The organism is Paenibacillus sp. PK1-4R (genome assembly GCF_030369595.1).
Taxonomy (GTDB): domain Bacteria; phylum Bacillota; class Bacilli; order Paenibacillales; family Paenibacillaceae; genus Paenibacillus.
In genome coordinates this window covers 3,444,729-3,462,164 of the sequence record NZ_CP126535.1, presented here as the reverse complement: position 1 = coordinate 3,462,164, position 17,436 = coordinate 3,444,729, and the positions used below count along the sequence as shown (strand labels likewise).

Here is a 17,436-nt window from a genome sequence, read left to right as displayed (position 1 = left end):
GTCTTTTTAGCGCAATTAATGGGTTAAGTCAATCACTTTATCAAAGCAATATGAATCTCTGTCATAGCCGTTATGCTCATAAAAAGCATGAGCGTTGGTTCGCTTCATTCCGCTACATAAAATAATACTTGATATTCCCCGTTCTTTAGCATAATTTTCAGTCTGTCTTAGTAGTTTTGTGCCTATCCCTCTATTTTGCAGCTCTCTTTTAACAGCAAGAGCTTGAATATGTAGATAACCTATTGGAACTCCTACAGATAATGACTGTACAATAGTTACAAAACCCACGACATCATTATCTATTAGTGCAACAAATGTTTTGTAATTCCCGGCCTTATTCATCTCTTCCATAGTCACTCGGAAGTCTGCATCATTAACATTACGAATTTCAAGTACATCATTCCATAAAAAAACAACTTCAGCATAATCATCTGATATAATTTCTCGTATTTTAATATTCATACTAAACCCCCTCAAGATAAAATAAATCGGACAATCTCCCCTATACCCTATTGGTGATAAGGTTCTCCGCGCTGTCTGTAACGGCAAGTTTTAGGGCCATCCTTTGTGGGGATGACCTTATATTATAATCTTATTTTTTCAGTTGTCTTCTTCGTTAACAGCCTGCATTCCACTCGTATGGAAGCATTATTTTTTCTTCACGGGTATCCAGATTTCTCCTGAAACATTCCCATGCCGTGCCATTCCATAATACATTTCGAAAGTAGGGCCCTCAACCTGTTCGTATTCAGATGTCGGAAACCACTCAGAATAGATTCGTACCCATAGTTTTTGCATATCACACTGCGGCTCCGGGAAAATCGCCCACGTTAATGCTGGGACAGCAAGTTTTGTGAATCTCTCCGGAATCTCAAGTCCCTTAGGTACATGATAACAGATCATGTATTTGAAAGATTCTTTAGTGTGATCATAAAGGGCGGCATGTAACATGGTATCACCAAAACGTCCCAATAAGTCGTTCATATGATCAACGCTGCCATCATCATCACATTTTATACGAAATTGAGGTACTTCAGCGAACGCTGTTTTCTGGTCTGCATTTATAATTCCATATACTCCAAACATCTCAAAAGAATCTCTTTGCTCAATACGGTAATTCATTTCGACAGCCCCTTTTATTGAAATATGAAAGGACATTCGAGGATAGGCTTTCAGAGAAACGCCTGTATCGCGTGCAGATGTAGGCATAATGCCATGAAGATTTTTAAAGGCCCGTGCAAACGCCTCCGGCGAATCATATCCATATTTCATTGCTACATCAATAACCTTTGAATCTGTTGTCTGCAGTTCGAATGCCGCCAACGTCAACCGTCGATGTCGAATATACTCCGATAACGATACGCCAGTAATAAATGGAAACATCCTTTGAAAATGATAGGTAGAGCAACAGGCTCTCTGTGCGATTTTATCAAATGAAATAGTGTCCGCTAGATTTGTTTCGATATATTCCATGGCACTATTCATCCGGACCAACCAATCCATCGTATTCCCTCCCTTCAAGGTAATTTTATGGGAAATAAATAATGAATACCTTGCAATTTCTGCACGAAAAAGTCAGTAAAACTGCTCTTATTGATGATACGGTTCACCGGGTCATCACTGGAGTAATCAAAAAAAGAGTAGATATGAGCGAATCATCTGGAAGTACGACGATGGGACTTGTTTTCCCAGCGTATCTTAACCGGAGGCTAGCGCAATCCATGTTGCGAAGTATATCAAAAAAGAACTTTCCATTTAGTGATATCATAAATTCTTCCCCACACATCTCTAACAATGGAATTTCATTCTGAATATCTCCAACATCAGCTGTTTTGGACAATAGTTTCAATGTGGCTGCATTTGCTACTAGTCTAATCACTTGTGCACTAGCCATTACAGTCACACATTCAACTGCTCTCAACAGACATGCTTTATCAACTGAGATTTCACACATATAAGATTGAGGAATTACATTCTTTATGGATGGAAACATTCCCTCAATAAGAACAGACTCCACCTTCAGTCCATTTGTCATGAATTTAACTCGGTTATTACTCACTTCGATTTCGGTCGTTTCATCTGCTTTGTTTAACATTTTTGATATTTCATAGAGATTTTTCGCTGGAAGACAGCGTGTGAAATGTCCGCTAGAACTGCATAATCCTGACAAAGGGCTGTACCCTGTCATGCTCATGACTCACAGGAAAGCCCCAATAAAACAATTACGTATAGACACCTTTTTTATATATTCAACTGGATTTCGGGAATCGAAGTTTCGCTTTATGCTCGGGAAGAAAGAAGCTTTTAGGGAACGACCACCAAATTTGAGTACTCGGTTGTTGTCCAAAGTTGAATACGGAGTTACGCCCTACCAGTACCGTAGAAATATGATCCATCAATGAGAGCGAATAAATAGTTTCATCAAATTGATATAAATCGGGTTGACCATGTAGCCATTCGGACTTACGGAATATCTCTTACCCGTGTCCAATCGTCGTATTTGTTCCATTTCCTTCTCATTCAACTCAAAGTCGAATATTTCATTGTTCTCTTTTATCCTTTGAGGATTCGATGATTTGGGGATGACAATAATTCCACGTTGCAGATGCCAGCGCAAAATGACTTGCGCAACCGATTTCTGATGACAAAGGGCAATTGCCGCCAGCTCCGGATGCTCCAGCAGCGCTTTGCTTCCCTGCCCCAACGGTCCCCAAGCCTCATGCAGAATCCGATGTCGAACCATATAATCATGCAATTCGTGTTGTGGAAATTCCGGATGGGTCTCGATCTGATTTACCATCGGCGAAATCCGGGAATGTTTCTTCAGATGCTCCAGATGCCGGATCTCGAAATTGGCTACACCTATAACTTTGATTTTACCTGCGTCGTATAACTCTTCCATCGCCTTCCAGGCGTTCACGTATTGAGGACCGGCAAAATGAATCAAATACATATCAAGATATGTTACGTTCAGCTTCTGGCAAGTCTGCTCGAACGCCTTTTTCGTCGCACGGTACTCCAGGTCTGTCGTCCATACCTTGGAGGTAATGAAGAACTCCTCCCTGGGAATGCCGCTGTTTTGGATGACCCGACCTAGCGCCGCTTCATTACCATAAATTTTGGCCGTATCGAAATGGCGATAACCCATTCGAATAGCCTCCTCGACAGTCCTCTCGAAGGTCCCCCCGTCTTTGATCTTATATAGGCCGAACCCGAGTTGAGGAATGCCCACTCCGTTTGCCGCTACGACTGTCTGATTCATTCGGAACTCCCCCTCCCCGTGTTTCCTATTTGTTGTTCCGATGCTTGTTCTTCGCATTGTGCTAGCAACTTTTCTATTTGGTTCACCAGGTTTTTCAACAATTTCAACTTGCTACCGGAGTCAAGGCTGTAATAGTTGAGAGTTCCTTCTTTACGAACACTTATTATCTGTGATTCTTTCAATATTTTCAGATGATGTGATACGGTCGGTCGGGAAAGGTGAGTCTTCATCCTGATCTCTCCTACGCGCATGCCGGGTTTTTGCGGCCCTTGAATCAAGGCTATGAGGATGGCTTGCCGAGTCTCGTCTCCGATCGCATTCAACACCTTCTGATTGTTCTTAAATTCGATAGCTATCGTGGTCGCAAGTTCCTGATCCAAGTAAAATATCCCCTTCCATTTAGAACGTGTAATACTTTTGTAGATACAGCCTATCACAATCTCGGATTCGGCTGTACATCGGGAAAGAAATTCAAGAACCTATTTTTCCCATGACTTAAGACAACGGAAATAAGTCCCGATGGATAAACTGTTCCAATCTAATGTGGTAGTTGCCTCTCGGTTCTCCGAAAAAATGTGCTCCTAGTTATGATGCTGTTTGAACATTAGCAAAAGAAGAAGCCCCCCAGACGAATGGAGTGGCTTCTATAAATTGAACTTATTTATTCTTCTGTGCAATGATGATATAGACAGGTTGGTTAGCAACTTGCGTCGGTGAGTGGATCGTATTAATAATTGAGAAACCTGCCTTAATGATTTCCTCTTTAGCGACTTTGAATGATATTATAAAACCAACGATCCAAACTCTTGAATACCTCATCTCCAGCAGAGTATCCTAAGCAAAATATTTCCCTGAGTGCAAATCTTCTATTTCTTGAGAAAGTCTTCTAGTATGTAACTTCATATAACATTGAGCTTTTTGCAAAATATCTGTATGCCCACCTAAATCATACAAAATTGTAGTAGATAACACTTGTACAATATAAAGGCTTGTTTGAGTTGCCATCCATTCGAAAAAATTGAAAAACTTCTCAATTTGTTCTGTATCATCATTTTCACGAAGCAATCCTTCAACATAAGTAGCCACTTCATCACCAAAAAACACATGTCCTAGAAACTCTTGATATAAATCCAAATGTTCTATATAACAATCGTGGAATTCAGGAAAAAGTTCTAAGAATTGATTGATTAAAATACCTTTGTCCATTTTCCAAGCTCCCTACCTTCCTACCTACACATACTTACTGCTCTTTTCGTTTAAAAAACATCTTGCCAACCATAAGTCCCATAGCAGTTGAACAGATCAGATATCCAAAGAACAAGAAAAGTAAATAAACACCATGAAGATCTGCGGGAATCTGTTTTAAACCTTCAAACCATGCAAAACGAAAAGGATAAAAAATGACTACCCAAATGATCAGCAAGAAAAGAAGAAAATTAATTATTTTTAGCACAATAATGATCCTTTCAAGCTTGAGTGGAAACAGTTGAATGTATATGCTTCATCTTTCATTTCGCATTACCTTACCACTGTCCGCACTATAATAGTTAGCTTATGTATTAGGGTTGATATGTTGGATCTATAAATAATTACTAATTATAACAGGAAACATTAGGGTGATAGCTTATTCTTCAGTCCAACGTTAAGTGTATAATTCCTGTCTTGATTTAATTTTAGGAAGATGATTAGGAAGATGATCGTTACGGCATAAAGAAGCCCTCTCTTTTGGTAGAACGAGCTTCTTTTTGCGTTTCACGATAACACTTTATGCTTACTGGACACCAGGCGCGTTTTCATGCGTAACTAAGTTCGATCTTTTCTTCTTTCTTGGCTGCCCTTTCCAGGACAGATAAGTCCAAATCCGTAGGATATACTCGACAGGACCATTGCTAAATTTCTTGAGATATAGCGGACTGAGCCACAATTGAATGCCGTAGACAGCAAGCGCAATAATTGCTCCGATAAACACACCAGCACGACCAAACAGTCCCAGGCCGTATCCATAGAAAATTGTCGTACAGATTACGCTCTGCATCAGGTAATTCGTCAACGAGAGACGGCCAACCGCCTCAAATCTGTACATCAGGCTGGAACGGCGACTTCCCGCATACAACAGTGCAAATGCATAAATGTATCCGAGTGCAAGCAACGTTCCTCCAAGCGTCCCCCCGATTCCGATACCGAGCCAACCTTCCGCACCCAATTGTGGCGCCAATACACCGTATGCTTTGAGTATCAAACCTACTGGAATTAATAACGAGGCACGGCGAAGATACATAGTCCGCTTCGTTTGGGGATCGCTAAACGTGCCGCTTCTGGCAGCGTGCATGCCGAGCAAGAACATCGGTACTGTCATGAGTGGGGCTAACAGCAGGATCAATAGGGCAAATGACACCTCCAAATCCCCGCCGAATGGATCGCCGTTATTACTGAAATTCCTGATTTCCGCGTATGTGCCGCTACCGTATACATCCTGACTTTGAATGATGTAGTTCTCCATATGAATGGACTCAATCGCCAGCGGGTTCATCGGATTAGATGCCGGGAGGCCAAGTATGCCCGCTCCCATGAGTAGCAGTACCGACCAAATGAGCAGCGTTTTGGGCTTCCGATTAAGGAACATGAGCAAGAAGAAACCGAGTACACCATAAAATGTCAGGATATCCCCTTCCCACAGATAGATGATGTGCAGTAAACCGATTCCAAACAGTAGTAGAAAACGGCGTGCCAGATGACACTTTGGTCGTAAATCTCGTGATTTTAGGCTTTCTGAGAGCTTAACCATTCCAAAGCCAAACATAAATGCAAAAATCGGCATAAAACTGCCCACTACAGTGATCAGCAGGAATGAGAGGAAAGCCTGATCTGCTCCGCCAATCCCGAACAGTTGGGGTTTACTTTGGCCATACATTCCATATTGGAAAGCCAGCATATTCGCCAGCACAATGCCGGCCAGACTGAATCCACGCAGTCCATCAATGACTTGAACGCGCTTTTTTGATGTGCTCAATCAATCACCTCTGTCTATAACATAAAGATCAGATCTAAATATACGTTAAATCCTTCCATAATTTCAACATAAATTAATAAGCGAACGTTTATATTTTGATTTACTTTGACGTACCAATAAAACAAAAACAAAAAAAGTCGCTAAATTTAGCGACTTTCAGTTTGAACACCTTAAAGAGTGACAATAATCGGACCATTTTTAGTAAGAATAATAGTATGTTCTATTTGAGCTACATAGCTGTTTTTAGTAACAAAGGTCCAGCCATCACCTGTTTGTTCTACTTCTTCTTCTGAAGTTGAGATAAACGGCTCGAATGCAATAACCATACCTTCTTTTAACAATTCATCATCCGATGGATCATTATAATTGTAGATGTGGTCAGGTGCTTCATGTATTCCACGTCCAACACCATGTCCTGTAAGGTTTTTAATAACCGTTAATTCATGCTGTCTGGCAGTTTGGAATACGGCTTTTCCGATTCCGCTTTTTTTGGAGCCTGGTTTTGCTTTTTTAAGACCTGCTTCAAATGCCAGTTTAACAACGTCGCATATTTTCGTTAATACTTCTTCACCTTCGCCTACGACAAACGAGAGTCCCGTATCTGCAAAATAACCGTTTTTGGAGCCAGACACATCAATATTGACGATGTCCCCTTCTTGAATAACCCGCTCTCCCGGAATACCATGTGCCACTTCTTCATTAACACTAATACAAGTAAATCCCGGGAAATTATATTCACTTTTTGGAGCAGAAACTGCGCCAGCTTTCTCAAAAAGCTCTCCTGCCAAATCATCAAGCTCTTTAGTGGTTATGCCTGGGATAGTTCTTTGAACCAATTCATCTCTAATAGAAGCAACAATTTTGCCAATTTCCTTCAAGCCATTAAAATCTTCTTCTGTTCTTGCGATCATTTTTTCTTACCTCACTATCTTTTATCATTAATTGATTACATAAGTATTTTTTTGATTGAACTTTAGATAATCATATCCAAAGCTGCAAAGCTTCGCAACTTTTTTATGCGGAGGTACCGGCCAGAGTCGAATACAGCTTGAGCGATTTAGGTAATACGCTGAGGCCCATCATTAGTGTGATGGAAACATGGGGAATGGATATAAGAAGCTCAATTAGGATACTTCGACCGTACAGACGTATAGGATTACGGACAGTAGAAAACGAGCGCATCCATGTTCAGGGTGCGCTCGTTTTCTTGGTGGTGCCTTTTGTGGAATTGTAAAAGTACATCCTTACTTCCTCTTTAATAGCGTAGCCACACGCTCATTTCACCAGCCAGCCGATTACCCCACAGATAATAGGGAATGGCCTTGAAACGTACTTCCTTTTTTTGATTAATATAAGAACGGTACGGCTTCTCATCTGACCATGAAGAGCTGTCGTCAGTCACGAAACCATCCCCTTCTACTACGATACAACCACCTAGCAAATCTGGATCAGCATACGCGGTTAATTGTGGCTCCGAAGCCAACGCGAGCGAAGTGAGCGGTGCCCCGTTGTCTGCTTCTTCTACGCAATAAACGAGCGGGCCGCGTTGAATCGCCACCTTGCCTGCATCTGCTCGAATTAAAGGGTGCGCAGCAACTAACTTCGGCTCGATCGGAAGCAGCCACTCCACTGTATTTCCATCTGACCAGCTGCGATTTATTTTCGCGTAACCATTCTCAACATGAATATCTTGCTTTTCACCATTCACTTTCAAGGTGGGCTGTCCGTTCTGGAACCAATCCGGTATACGCAGTGCAAGCTCGAACTCGGCACATTCGCTATCTTTGGGGAGCTGAACCGAGAATTCAACGTGGCCGTTCCAAGGCAGCTCGGAGCGTTGATGCAATGTTATTGTGGTGTCGGCAAGCTCGAACGAGGCTTTACTTCCAATATACAAATGGGTATAGATCGTTCTGCCATCCTCAGACACGTCGTAAATATAATCGTCTAACGAACCTAGCAACCGTGCAACATTTGGAGGACAACAGGAGCAACCAAACCATTTTTGTCGGACGGGCTTTACGTGATGTTTATCTGGATTTTTGAGACTTGCTTCTGGCCAAACTTCAAGTGGATTGACATAAAAGAAGTGTTTCCCATCCATAGACATGCTACCCAGCACATTGTTGTATAGCGCTCTCTCCAACACATCCGCATATTCACTTTTAACTTCCAATTGAAGCATGCGTCGTGCCCAGAAAATCAAACCAATTGAAGCACAGGTCTCCGCATAAACGGAATCATTCGGAAGATCGTAGTCAAACGTAAAGGCTTCCCCGAGGTGTGTAGAACCAATGCCTCCGGTAATATACATTTGTTTGCCTGTTGTGTTCGACCAAAGTCGTTCACACGCCGCCTTCAGTCCCTCGTCACCTGTTAGTCGCGCAAGATCAGCCATCGCCGTGTACATGTAAACTGCCCGAACGGAGTGTCCAACAGCTACCTTTTGCTCACGAACAGGAAGATGAGATTGATAGACCTCAAGATTAGGTGCTCCCTGGGACCAGATATTTGTTCGGCTTCCGCGTTCCCATTCCTCGATAAAATAGTTGGACTGCTTACCCCGTTCATCTATGAAGTATTGGCTTAGATTCAAATAACGTTCTTCTCCCGTAACACCGTATAGCTTAACCAGAGCCAATTCAATTTCCTGATGACCGCAGTAAGCCCTTATCTGTCCCGGCTTGGTTCCGAACATACGATCAATCAGATCAGCGAATCGGCATGAGATGTCTAGTAACTTACGCTTCCCCGTAGCCTGGTAATACGCAACTGCCGCTTCAATTAAATGACCCGCACAATACAGCTCATGAGCTTCATAAAGATTGGTCCATTGCTTCCCAGGTTCTTGGATCGTGAAGTAGGTATTCAGATAACCATCGTCATGTTGGGCTTGGCCAATCAATTCGATGGATTCATCAGCGATCTTCTCTAACCTCTGATCTGGATGATGACGGAGCGAATAAGCAACGGCCTCTAACCACTTGTAGAGATCACTGTCCTGAAATACCCATCCGCCAAACTCTCCTTGCTCCAAGCCAGCAGCAATACGGAAATTTCGAATAGCATGACTAGGCTCAGCGTCCTCTACCCTATCGTTCAGAGCTTCCCATTGATAGGGAATAACCGTTTCTCGTACAAGATAGGAATATGTATTCCAAAATTGGTCTTGAATTTGGATCTGGTTCTGTCCCATTATACACACCTCAAAAGTATAAAATTTGACTCTTTTCAAAGTCGAGTATATGCTTTTTCTTAAAGTGAGGATAGGAATGGAATGAGCATTTTTCTATACAAAATGACACTAAAAAATGAGGTTGATTCATTGAATGAAGAATTAATTGTTGCCTTACAAACCCCACCTCTTCCATATTACTGGGAATCTGGTCGTTCAACGTTCCGTGTAGGCGACCGTCATCCTAATCGAAGAAATTTCGGTCTGTTTGATGTATTGCTCGTGGTTGATGGGGAACTACATATCGGTGAGAATGGGACGGAATGGACACTTGGTACAGGTGATGCACTGGTATTACTACCTGAAGGTGAGCATTACTCGTTTAGGCCCTGCGAACAGGAAACAACATTTTACTGGGTTCATTTTGAGCATGGGAACTGGCATCAGATTCCCTTAATCGAAGAATGGGAAGCGGTAATTCCGTTATCGCCATTCGATAAGCCAAAATCAATACGGATTCCTAAGAAAACTACGGTGCTAAGTCCCCAACTCGCATTCGATCTAATGCAGAAGCTGTTGGAACTGCCGGTAGGTGATTCCTTCTGGGAGAAGCAGCAACTGTTATTCCGCTTTCTGGCTACACTTGAAAATGGCATCTCAGATATGGCCAAAACACCTGCTTCACGGCTTGCCGAGAACGTAGCTGTTTTCATCCAGCAACACTACCAAGAAGAGATCACCAATGAAACACTCTCATCAGCGCTACACTTCCACCCTAGCTACATCGTTCGCTGTATGAAAATGAAATACGGTGTCACACCGGTTCATTACTTATTACAATTTAGGATTGAGCGGGCCAAGCAGCTTATGGTTTCGACGGAATGGTCGATAGATCGTATAGCCGCTGAAGTGGGTTTTCAATATTCCCCTTACTTTTCTACCTGCTTCAAGCGAAGTGTTGGAATATCTCCCCTCCAGTTTCGCAAGAAATATCTGAACTAGCTGTTCATGGAGACGCTTTTGGCCCACTCAGCGACTCGCCGACTACTTTCTTCTTCCGATAAATCTTCAATCCGGGTCAGAATAGACCAGCGTACACCAAAAGGGTCTAGTATACTTCCGAATCGATCACCAGACGCAAAGTTAACAATCTCTTCTCTTACTTTCGCCCCTCTGGATACGGCGGTTGCAATGGTTTCATCCACATTAATGACATAAATCCCTAAAGAATAACATGCATGATCTTGATCTGGGGGCAAAGCCAATTGATATGCCGGGTTCGCTGCTCCCAGCTGTAAAAAACCATTTCCAAAATCTAATTCGGCATGAACAATAAACGTATCACCATTTCCATCTGGATGCTCAGTGATATCCTTCACCCTTGCATTGAAAACAATTTTATAGAAATGAATTGCTTCAGAAGGATCCTTCACTGTTATAAATGGGGTAATCGATGTAACTCCGTTAGGTGTACCCTTCTTTGTATATTTTCCTGAAACTGCCTTGTGTTTTGTCTGTTCACTCATATGTCTACTCCGCCTTCCTTCTCAGTAATCCGAGATTGTCATCATTATAAAACAACTTCACTGACATCTACTGTCAGTGAAGTTGTTAAAGTTGATAGTATTCCATTAACTCGGATACAACAGCAACAAGTCGGTCCTTCACACGCTGTGGTTCGATGACTTGAATGGATTTCCCATAGGATAGGAGAAAATAGGGGACGTATGTATCAATTGATTTTTCATCAAATAAAAAGATGGCTTGATTAGAAGTCCGCTCTTTCAGATAATGTCCCATAAACCAATGCAGCCCCAAGTCATCCAATGCCTCTGATCGGCCTTTGATAACCAAGGAAATTAACCCCTCTTTTCCCCCTACATCAGGTAACAAATTTTGCAGAAAAAATTCACGGGCTGAAAAAGCTTGCGAACGCTTAAAGCGAATCGGAGTAAGCTTGATTTGCAGAATACGATCTGCCCGAAAGCTGCGGAACTCATTTCTCAAGTGGCAAAACGCAATGGTATACCATTTATTATTCCAGTAAACCATTCCATACGGGTCTATTACTCTATTCTTGGGTTGTTCATCACGGCTTCTGAGATAATCAATTTCGACAGACCAATCATTAGCCACGGCTTGCTCCAATTCCGCCAAGATCGGCTGAATGGATGGGTCTCCCATACGATTGATAACGTTAAACCCGGCTAAATGACGACGAAGTGTTTTTTCCTGATCCTGATTTGAATACATTTTCAATTTGGATGTTGCATTGTCCAATGCCTCAGTCAAAGGGTATCCAGCTTCTTTTGCAAACACAGCAGCTTGGAGGAGTGCCTTTTTTTCTTCAATATCAAATAAAAGAGGTGCTTTGATATGCTGATTCAGCAAGCTATACCCGCCGTTGTGACCTGTATCGGAAATGATCGGTACTCCACTGGCACATAATGCATCAATATATCGATATACGGTTCTTATATTGATTTCTAACTTTTCGGACATTTGTTTTGCAGTTACTTTGGTGCCAGAATTCAGCATCCATAGAATGGCTAACATATTATCGTTCTTTGGCATAACCTACATCCTCATCTTCAAATCATTATTGGATATCTCTACATTATATCAGTACAGCATATTTTACATAAAACATCTGCGTTGGGCGATACTACCTAGAAATATATTCTCCGGTTTGGAGCGAAGGCCAAATGAAGCAAGCCACATCTAATATTAATACCTCCGAGGTAATTATTGTAGTTATCAATTCAATACTCGGAGCTGGAATTCTAACACTCCCTCGCACAATTAGTAAAGCAGTAGGAACACCAGATGTATGGATTTCTGTCATTTTATCAGGATTAATTGTAACCACAATCAGCATCCTCCTTGTAACCTTGTGTCGTAGATTCCCCGGTAAAACGGTATTCGAATTTATACCCGAAATCACAGGTCAGTGGATTGCTTATCTATTGGGACTTTTAATTATCGTATATTTTGTTGTTCTTTGTTCATTCGAAGTTAGAGTCATGGCCGAAATTACAAGTATGTACATCCTTGAGCGCACGCCTACTTGGGTCACTATTATGGTCAGTCTGTGGATTGGTATTTATATGTTAACGGGTGGTCTTAAGGTCATCATCCGGGTCTTTTCAATCGTGTTGCCCGTTACGCTTGTGTTGTTAGCGCTGGTTTTCCTTTTAAGCACCAAGATGTTTGAACTTAACAACCTAAGACCACTCCTGGGCGATGGATTCATGCCTGTGTTGAAGGGTCTTAAACCTTCGTGTCTGTCCTATTCTGGATATGAAGTTTTACTCATCATCACAGCTTACATGGTGGACGTGAAAGCGAGCAATAAAGCTGCTATATACAGCATACTTAGTTGTACGATCATATATTTGGTCACGATTGTCACCGTTGTAGGGAATTTATCTTTGCCAGGAATTCAAACACGAATGTGGCCAACGTTCGACATGGTTCGAAGTTTTGAAATCGAGGGGTTTCTTTTTGAGCGTTATGAATCGCTGTTCATTGTGTTTTGGCTGATGCAGATCTTTGCAACCTATGCTTTTAAACACTATTTTGCGGCAATCGGGATCCGAGATTTGTTTCGTCTCAAAAATATTACGAGCATACAATTCGCGATGTTGCCAGTCTTGTATGTAATTGCTTACTTGCCTAAAAACCTGGAGGAAACGTTAGCCTTGGGTGATTTTCTTGGCAATATGTCCATTTTTTTATTTGGCTTGTTACCACTGCTACTGCTGATCATTAGTTTTGTTCGTAAAAAAGGCGGGAAGCAGGCTTCTAGTGAAGCACTTAAGGCAAGCTGAATGTTTGGTTTTTATTGTATGTAGACAGTAAAAACAAGCAAAAAAGCCGCTAAAATAGCGACTTTTAATGGGAGTATATTTTCTACATTATTTATTAAAAGTAACCTTTTCTGTTCCGCCTTCAAAAATGATGGATGTGTCTCGCGGCTTCGATTCCGCAACTTTACGGCCGCCTCTGTAGGAATAAAGTACGCTGGCTTGTTTGCGAACAGCCTCATATTCGTTCTCTGCTTCAAGTACGATGAAGTTAGCAGGTTTACCTTCTTCAATACCGTATACATCCTCAATGTGTAACGTTCTTGCGCTGTTTTTCGTAATGAGGTCAATTGAATTCACGATCTGGTCGTAACCAAGCAACTGCGAAGCATGAATCCCCATGTGCAGTACTTGCAGCATGTTGCCTGTACCGAGCGGATACCATGGATCGAAGATGTCATCGTGACCAAAGCACACATTCAGACCTGCTTCCTGCAACTCTTTGACACGCGTCAGCCCTCTTCTTTTTGGATACGTGTCGAAGCGTCCTTGCAGGTGAATGTTAACCAGCGGATTGGAGACAAAGTTCAGATCTGCCATCTTCAGCAAACGGAACAACTTGTACGTATAAGCGTCATTATATGACCCCATCGCGGTTGTATGACTTGCCGTTGTGCGTGAACCCAGTCCACGTTCATAAGCTTCCTTGGCTACAACTTCAACGAAACGGGATTGCTCGTCATCAATTTCATCGCAATGGATATCGATAAGACGATCGTATTTTTCAGCCAGATCAAACGCAACTTTCATTGAATCAACGCCATATTCCCGTGTGAATTCGAAGTGTGGAATACCGCCGACCACGTCAACGCCCATTTTCAGTGACTCTTCCAGCAATTCTGCCCCGTTTGGATAAGAGTGAATGCCTTCCTGTGGAAAAGCAACAAGCTGGATGTCCATATATGGAGCCATTTCTTCTTTTACTTCAAGCATCGCTTTAACGGCGATCAAGCTTGGATCGGTAACGTCCACATGAGTCCGTACATGCTGGATACCTTGTGCCAACTGCCACTTGAGTGCTGTTTTGGAGCGTGTTTTGACATCTTCATGTGTCAAGAAAGCCTTGCGCTCTGACCAGCGTTGAATGCCTTCGAACAGCGTTCCGCTTAGATTCCATTCCGGCTCGCCTGCGGTGAGCGTTGTATCGAGATGAATATGCGGCTCAATGAACGGTGGCAGCACAAGCGATCCGTTGACATCCAGGACTTCCTCATTGTCGGTCACTTCAAGCGATTGTGTGATTCGCTCAAACTTCCCGTCTTTCACAACAATATTCCATAGTCCTTCTTTACCCCGCAATTTTGCGTTCTGTATAATCATTTATTTTCCCCATTTCTTTAGATTCTTTCGCAGGAACAATCAGCATCAAGACGATATAGGCTAATCCTGTACCAAGCAGTGCGTTCAATGGTGTTACGCCAGGAGCCAGTTGGGCGAATGCAACGCCGATGGCCCAAGCGACCATCGCTACCCAGTTTACATTTTTGAATGACATATCGGCAAATGGCTTATAGTTTCTACGTTTTACAATGAAGTAATCTGCGATAATAATAGCCCCGATGGATGGTACCGCCGCGCCCAGTACGTTCAGGAAACTGACGAAGTTGTTGTACATCCACATGGCGAATACGGTACCCACAATGCCGTTTACGATGACGAAAAATTTCTTTGAGATTTTGGTGATGTTCGCAAAACCAAGACCCGAAGCGTACAGTGCATTATCGTTGGTCGTCCAGATATTAAGCCCCAGAACGATGATTGCCGGGATGATCAATCCTTGCAGGAACATGACCTCCGAGATATCAGCCAGGTTATAGGCCATCGCACCAACTGCACCGAACAGAAACATGAGTGAGTTACCCAGGAAGAATGCAATCACTGTTGCGGTAACTGCCTGTTTCGATGTTCGGGAAAACCGGGCAAAATCGGGTGTCAGCGTTCCGCCGCTTATGAATGATCCAATACAGATCGTTAATGCCGCCGCCGCGGTAAGCGACTGAGTCGGCGTGTAATCAAGCAAGCCTTGCAGACCACCCAGCGAACCTGCACCTTCGAACATGGAGTAACCACCGAGAATGGCAATCGCAGGAACCGCGATATATCCGAGAATGACGAGTGACTTCATGCCGAAAATGGCTGATGCTGTCATGGCAAGTCCGAACACGATAATTAACAGGTACACGTTCCAGTCCATGGCTTTGGCGACCGGAATCGCGAACATGGCTACGCCTACTCCGAACCATCCGACCTGTGTGAAGCCTAGCAGGAACGAAGGTAGATACGACCCTTTTGCACCGAACGCATATTTAGCGAGCAAATGTGTGGACAGGCCCGTTTTGGCGGCGATATGTGCCAGTGCCCCTGTGTAGATACCGAGCACCAGATTACCTGCAAGTACGATGCCAATAAACTCCATGAACGTCAAGCTGACGCCCAACGTGCCTCCTGCCAGCATGCTTGCAGAGAAGAAAGTGAAACCGAGCATGACGGATAACGTCTTCCAAAAGTGGTTTCTTTGCGCTTTCGGCACAGCTTGCCATGAAAACTCTTGATCTTGTTTGCTCATCAGAATACCCCCAACATAAAGTGTATCTGATACCAAAAAAAGCAGAAAAAAGAGGCTACTCGTCAAGTTATATACACTGACAAGTAGCCTCTTTTTGCATCATAACCCGCGCGAAGACACAGAGCATCCCATGACGGAATAAGCCCTTGATTCTCGCGTGATTATGAAATCCGCTGCCCTTGCCAGCCTCTCTGGACTGAATTAAAGGTACCAGTATTCAATTACATACTATTATTTTGGAAAACTCTGCAGTTGTCAATGTCATTATTATCCAACGATTATTAATTCCTTATACAGCAAGCTGTTTTTGATCACGCATACTCCGATGACAGCACACCTGCGGATTGAAAATAATGCAACGAACAAATAGATGCACGCATTGACATTTGTACAAATAAATTCACTGCGTTTTTTTCATTGTAAGCCCCGGAAATGGCACCTATAATTACATGTAATTGATAATGGTTATCAATGAGAAAAAGAGAACTCAGGGGGAAACAATGATGAACAGTGCAATTAAGAAACACCTATTGATATGGGGAGCATGCTTTCTTCTTCTATTCGTCCTTGCAGCATGCAGCCGTTCGGAAAGCGCTCCTTCACAAGAACCTGTGAAGACCAACGAGCAAACGACAAAAAGTTATACAACCCAAACAGACGAAGTGATTGAAATACCCACTCAACCACAACGAGTTATCTATCTTGGTTCAACACTTGGAGATCTCCTTACAATGGACATCCCCATCGTTGGAGCCAATCTGATTCATGCTTCAAAAAGCTATATTGTAGACCGATTAGAAGGTATTGAGGATGTCGGGAACCCTGGTGATTTGGAGGCAATAACGGCTTTGCAGCCTGACTTGATTTTGAATGGTTATAACCAAGATGCTGACCGGAACGCCGCTTTTTCAAAGATTGCGCCTACGATTCCGTTCAACTCGGCGTTACCATTTACAGAACGCGTACGCGAGCTTGGCAACATTTTTGGCAAACAGGATGAGGCAGAGCAATGGATCAGCAGATTTGATACAAAAGCGGAAGCGATGTGGGAGAAGCTGAATGTGGCAGAGGGCGAGACAGCGACCATCTTCTTGCAGTTGGGTAAACAGCTTTATGTGATGGGGAATCGTTCCTTGGGTGTAGTCATGTATCGCGAGCACGGATTTGCAATTCCGCCAGCAATTCAGCAAAACATTATCGACAAGGACCTAACATTCGTCGAACTTTCGGAAGAACTAATGCCGGACTATGCAGGAGATCACCTCTTTGTCCTTACGCTGGATAATGACGAAAGCCGAGCTGAATCTGAGCGCTTGTTACAAAGCACTTTGTGGAAAACGTTGCCTGCCGTTCAGCAAGGACGTGTCTATACAGCATCTGCCGATTGGAATACCGACAACCTGCTGGCACTGGAGCAATTGCTTGATGAATTGCCAAAATGGATGAATCGATAATAACGCATTGATGATGGCGTCAAAATCCTCCAAACCCTTTGGGCTGTGGAGGATTTTTTGATTCTGTAAACTTATACTGCTTGCAATAAGGCTGCAACGGAAC

At 42.9% G+C, this 17,436-nt stretch carries 17 protein-coding genes; 4 read left to right on the top strand and 13 right to left on the bottom strand.

What is annotated here, in order from left to right; genetic code table 11:
- Positions 1–15: 15 nt before the first annotated feature.
- The 8 genes from QNO02_RS15090 to map all read right to left on the bottom strand — a co-directional run bounded on the left by QNO02_RS15090 (position 16) and on the right by map (position 7,183).
- Positions 16–462: a GNAT family N-acetyltransferase gene (locus QNO02_RS15090; protein ID WP_091030296.1), complete on the bottom strand. Its 447-nt coding sequence runs from the start codon at positions 460–462 to the stop codon at positions 16–18.
- Positions 463–648: 186 nt separating this feature from the next.
- A complete protein-coding gene (locus QNO02_RS15085) occupies positions 649–1,503 on the bottom strand; it encodes an AraC family transcriptional regulator (protein WP_133384833.1) in 855 nt (284 codons plus the stop codon).
- Positions 1,504–1,606: 103 nt separating this feature from the next.
- Positions 1,607–2,188: a DNA polymerase III subunit beta gene (locus tag QNO02_RS15080; RefSeq protein ID WP_165980175.1), complete on the bottom strand. Its 582-nt coding sequence runs from the start codon at positions 2,186–2,188 to the stop codon at positions 1,607–1,609.
- Positions 2,189–2,395: 207 nt separating this feature from the next.
- The gene (locus tag QNO02_RS15075; protein ID WP_133384831.1) at positions 2,396–3,262 is read right to left on the bottom strand and encodes an aldo/keto reductase; all 867 of its coding nucleotides are present in this window, start codon (positions 3,260–3,262) and stop codon (positions 2,396–2,398) included.
- On the bottom strand, positions 3,259–3,642 hold the full coding sequence (locus tag QNO02_RS15070; RefSeq protein ID WP_240768013.1) for an ArsR/SmtB family transcription factor: 384 nt from the start codon (positions 3,640–3,642) through the stop codon (positions 3,259–3,261). The genes QNO02_RS15075 and QNO02_RS15070 overlap by 4 nt, the downstream gene beginning before the upstream one ends.
- A gap of 454 nt (positions 3,643–4,096) precedes the next feature.
- Positions 4,097–4,468 carry a DUF7674 family protein gene (locus QNO02_RS15065; protein ID WP_289392631.1) on the bottom strand — a complete coding sequence of 124 codons (372 nt, stop codon included), beginning with the start codon at positions 4,466–4,468 and terminating at the stop codon, positions 4,097–4,099.
- Between the two features lie 565 nt (positions 4,469–5,033).
- A complete protein-coding gene (locus QNO02_RS15060; protein WP_133384829.1) occupies positions 5,034–6,272 on the bottom strand; it encodes a DUF418 domain-containing protein in 1,239 nt (412 codons plus the stop codon).
- A 170-nt stretch (positions 6,273–6,442) separates the two neighbouring features.
- Positions 6,443–7,183, bottom strand: coding sequence for a type I methionyl aminopeptidase (map, locus tag QNO02_RS15055; protein WP_133384828.1), 741 nt, complete (start codon positions 7,181–7,183; stop codon positions 6,443–6,445).
- 137 nt (positions 7,184–7,320) lie between these two features.
- Between map and QNO02_RS15050 the strand changes: the two genes are divergently transcribed.
- Positions 7,321–7,506 carry a hypothetical protein gene (locus QNO02_RS15050; protein ID WP_240768012.1) on the top strand — a complete coding sequence of 62 codons (186 nt, stop codon included), beginning with the start codon at positions 7,321–7,323 and terminating at the stop codon, positions 7,504–7,506.
- A 21-nt stretch (positions 7,507–7,527) separates the two neighbouring features.
- Here QNO02_RS15050 and QNO02_RS15045 read toward each other — a convergent pair whose 3' ends face one another.
- Complete coding sequence (locus QNO02_RS15045; protein WP_289392629.1) at positions 7,528–9,468, bottom strand: glycoside hydrolase family 127 protein; 1,941 nt, start codon at positions 9,466–9,468, stop codon at positions 7,528–7,530.
- Positions 9,469–9,549: 81 nt separating this feature from the next.
- On the opposite strand from QNO02_RS15045, the gene QNO02_RS15040 reads away from it, so the two are divergent.
- Complete coding sequence (locus QNO02_RS15040; protein WP_289392628.1) at positions 9,550–10,449, top strand: AraC family transcriptional regulator; 900 nt, start codon at positions 9,550–9,552, stop codon at positions 10,447–10,449.
- Here QNO02_RS15040 and QNO02_RS15035 read toward each other — a convergent pair.
- Positions 10,446–10,973: a VOC family protein gene (locus QNO02_RS15035; RefSeq protein WP_133384825.1), complete on the bottom strand. Its 528-nt coding sequence runs from the start codon at positions 10,971–10,973 to the stop codon at positions 10,446–10,448. The two genes, QNO02_RS15040 and QNO02_RS15035, sit on opposite strands and share 4 nt — an antisense overlap.
- 85 nt (positions 10,974–11,058) lie before the next feature.
- On the bottom strand, positions 11,059–12,021 hold the full coding sequence (locus tag QNO02_RS15030; RefSeq protein ID WP_133384824.1) for a helix-turn-helix transcriptional regulator: 963 nt from the start codon (positions 12,019–12,021) through the stop codon (positions 11,059–11,061).
- A 131-nt stretch (positions 12,022–12,152) separates the two neighbouring features.
- Between QNO02_RS15030 and QNO02_RS15025 the strand changes: the two genes are divergently transcribed.
- Positions 12,153–13,277, top strand: coding sequence for a GerAB/ArcD/ProY family transporter (locus tag QNO02_RS15025; RefSeq protein WP_133384823.1), 1,125 nt, complete (start codon positions 12,153–12,155; stop codon positions 13,275–13,277).
- An 87-nt stretch (positions 13,278–13,364) separates the two neighbouring features.
- On the opposite strand, the gene QNO02_RS15020 is transcribed toward QNO02_RS15025, so the two are convergent.
- Positions 13,365–14,633, bottom strand: a complete 1,269-nt coding sequence (locus tag QNO02_RS15020) for a cytosine deaminase (protein ID WP_133384822.1) — start codon at positions 14,631–14,633, stop codon at positions 13,365–13,367.
- Complete coding sequence (codB, locus tag QNO02_RS15015) at positions 14,602–15,879, bottom strand: cytosine permease (protein WP_289392625.1); 1,278 nt, start codon at positions 15,877–15,879, stop codon at positions 14,602–14,604. Before codB ends, QNO02_RS15020 begins: the two co-directional genes overlap by 32 nt.
- 731 nt (positions 15,880–16,610) lie before the next feature.
- Here codB and QNO02_RS15010 point away from each other — a divergent pair.
- Positions 16,611–17,333, top strand: coding sequence for an ABC transporter substrate-binding protein (locus QNO02_RS15010; RefSeq protein ID WP_353959112.1), 723 nt, complete (start codon positions 16,611–16,613; stop codon positions 17,331–17,333).
- Positions 17,334–17,436: the final 103 nt, after the last annotated feature.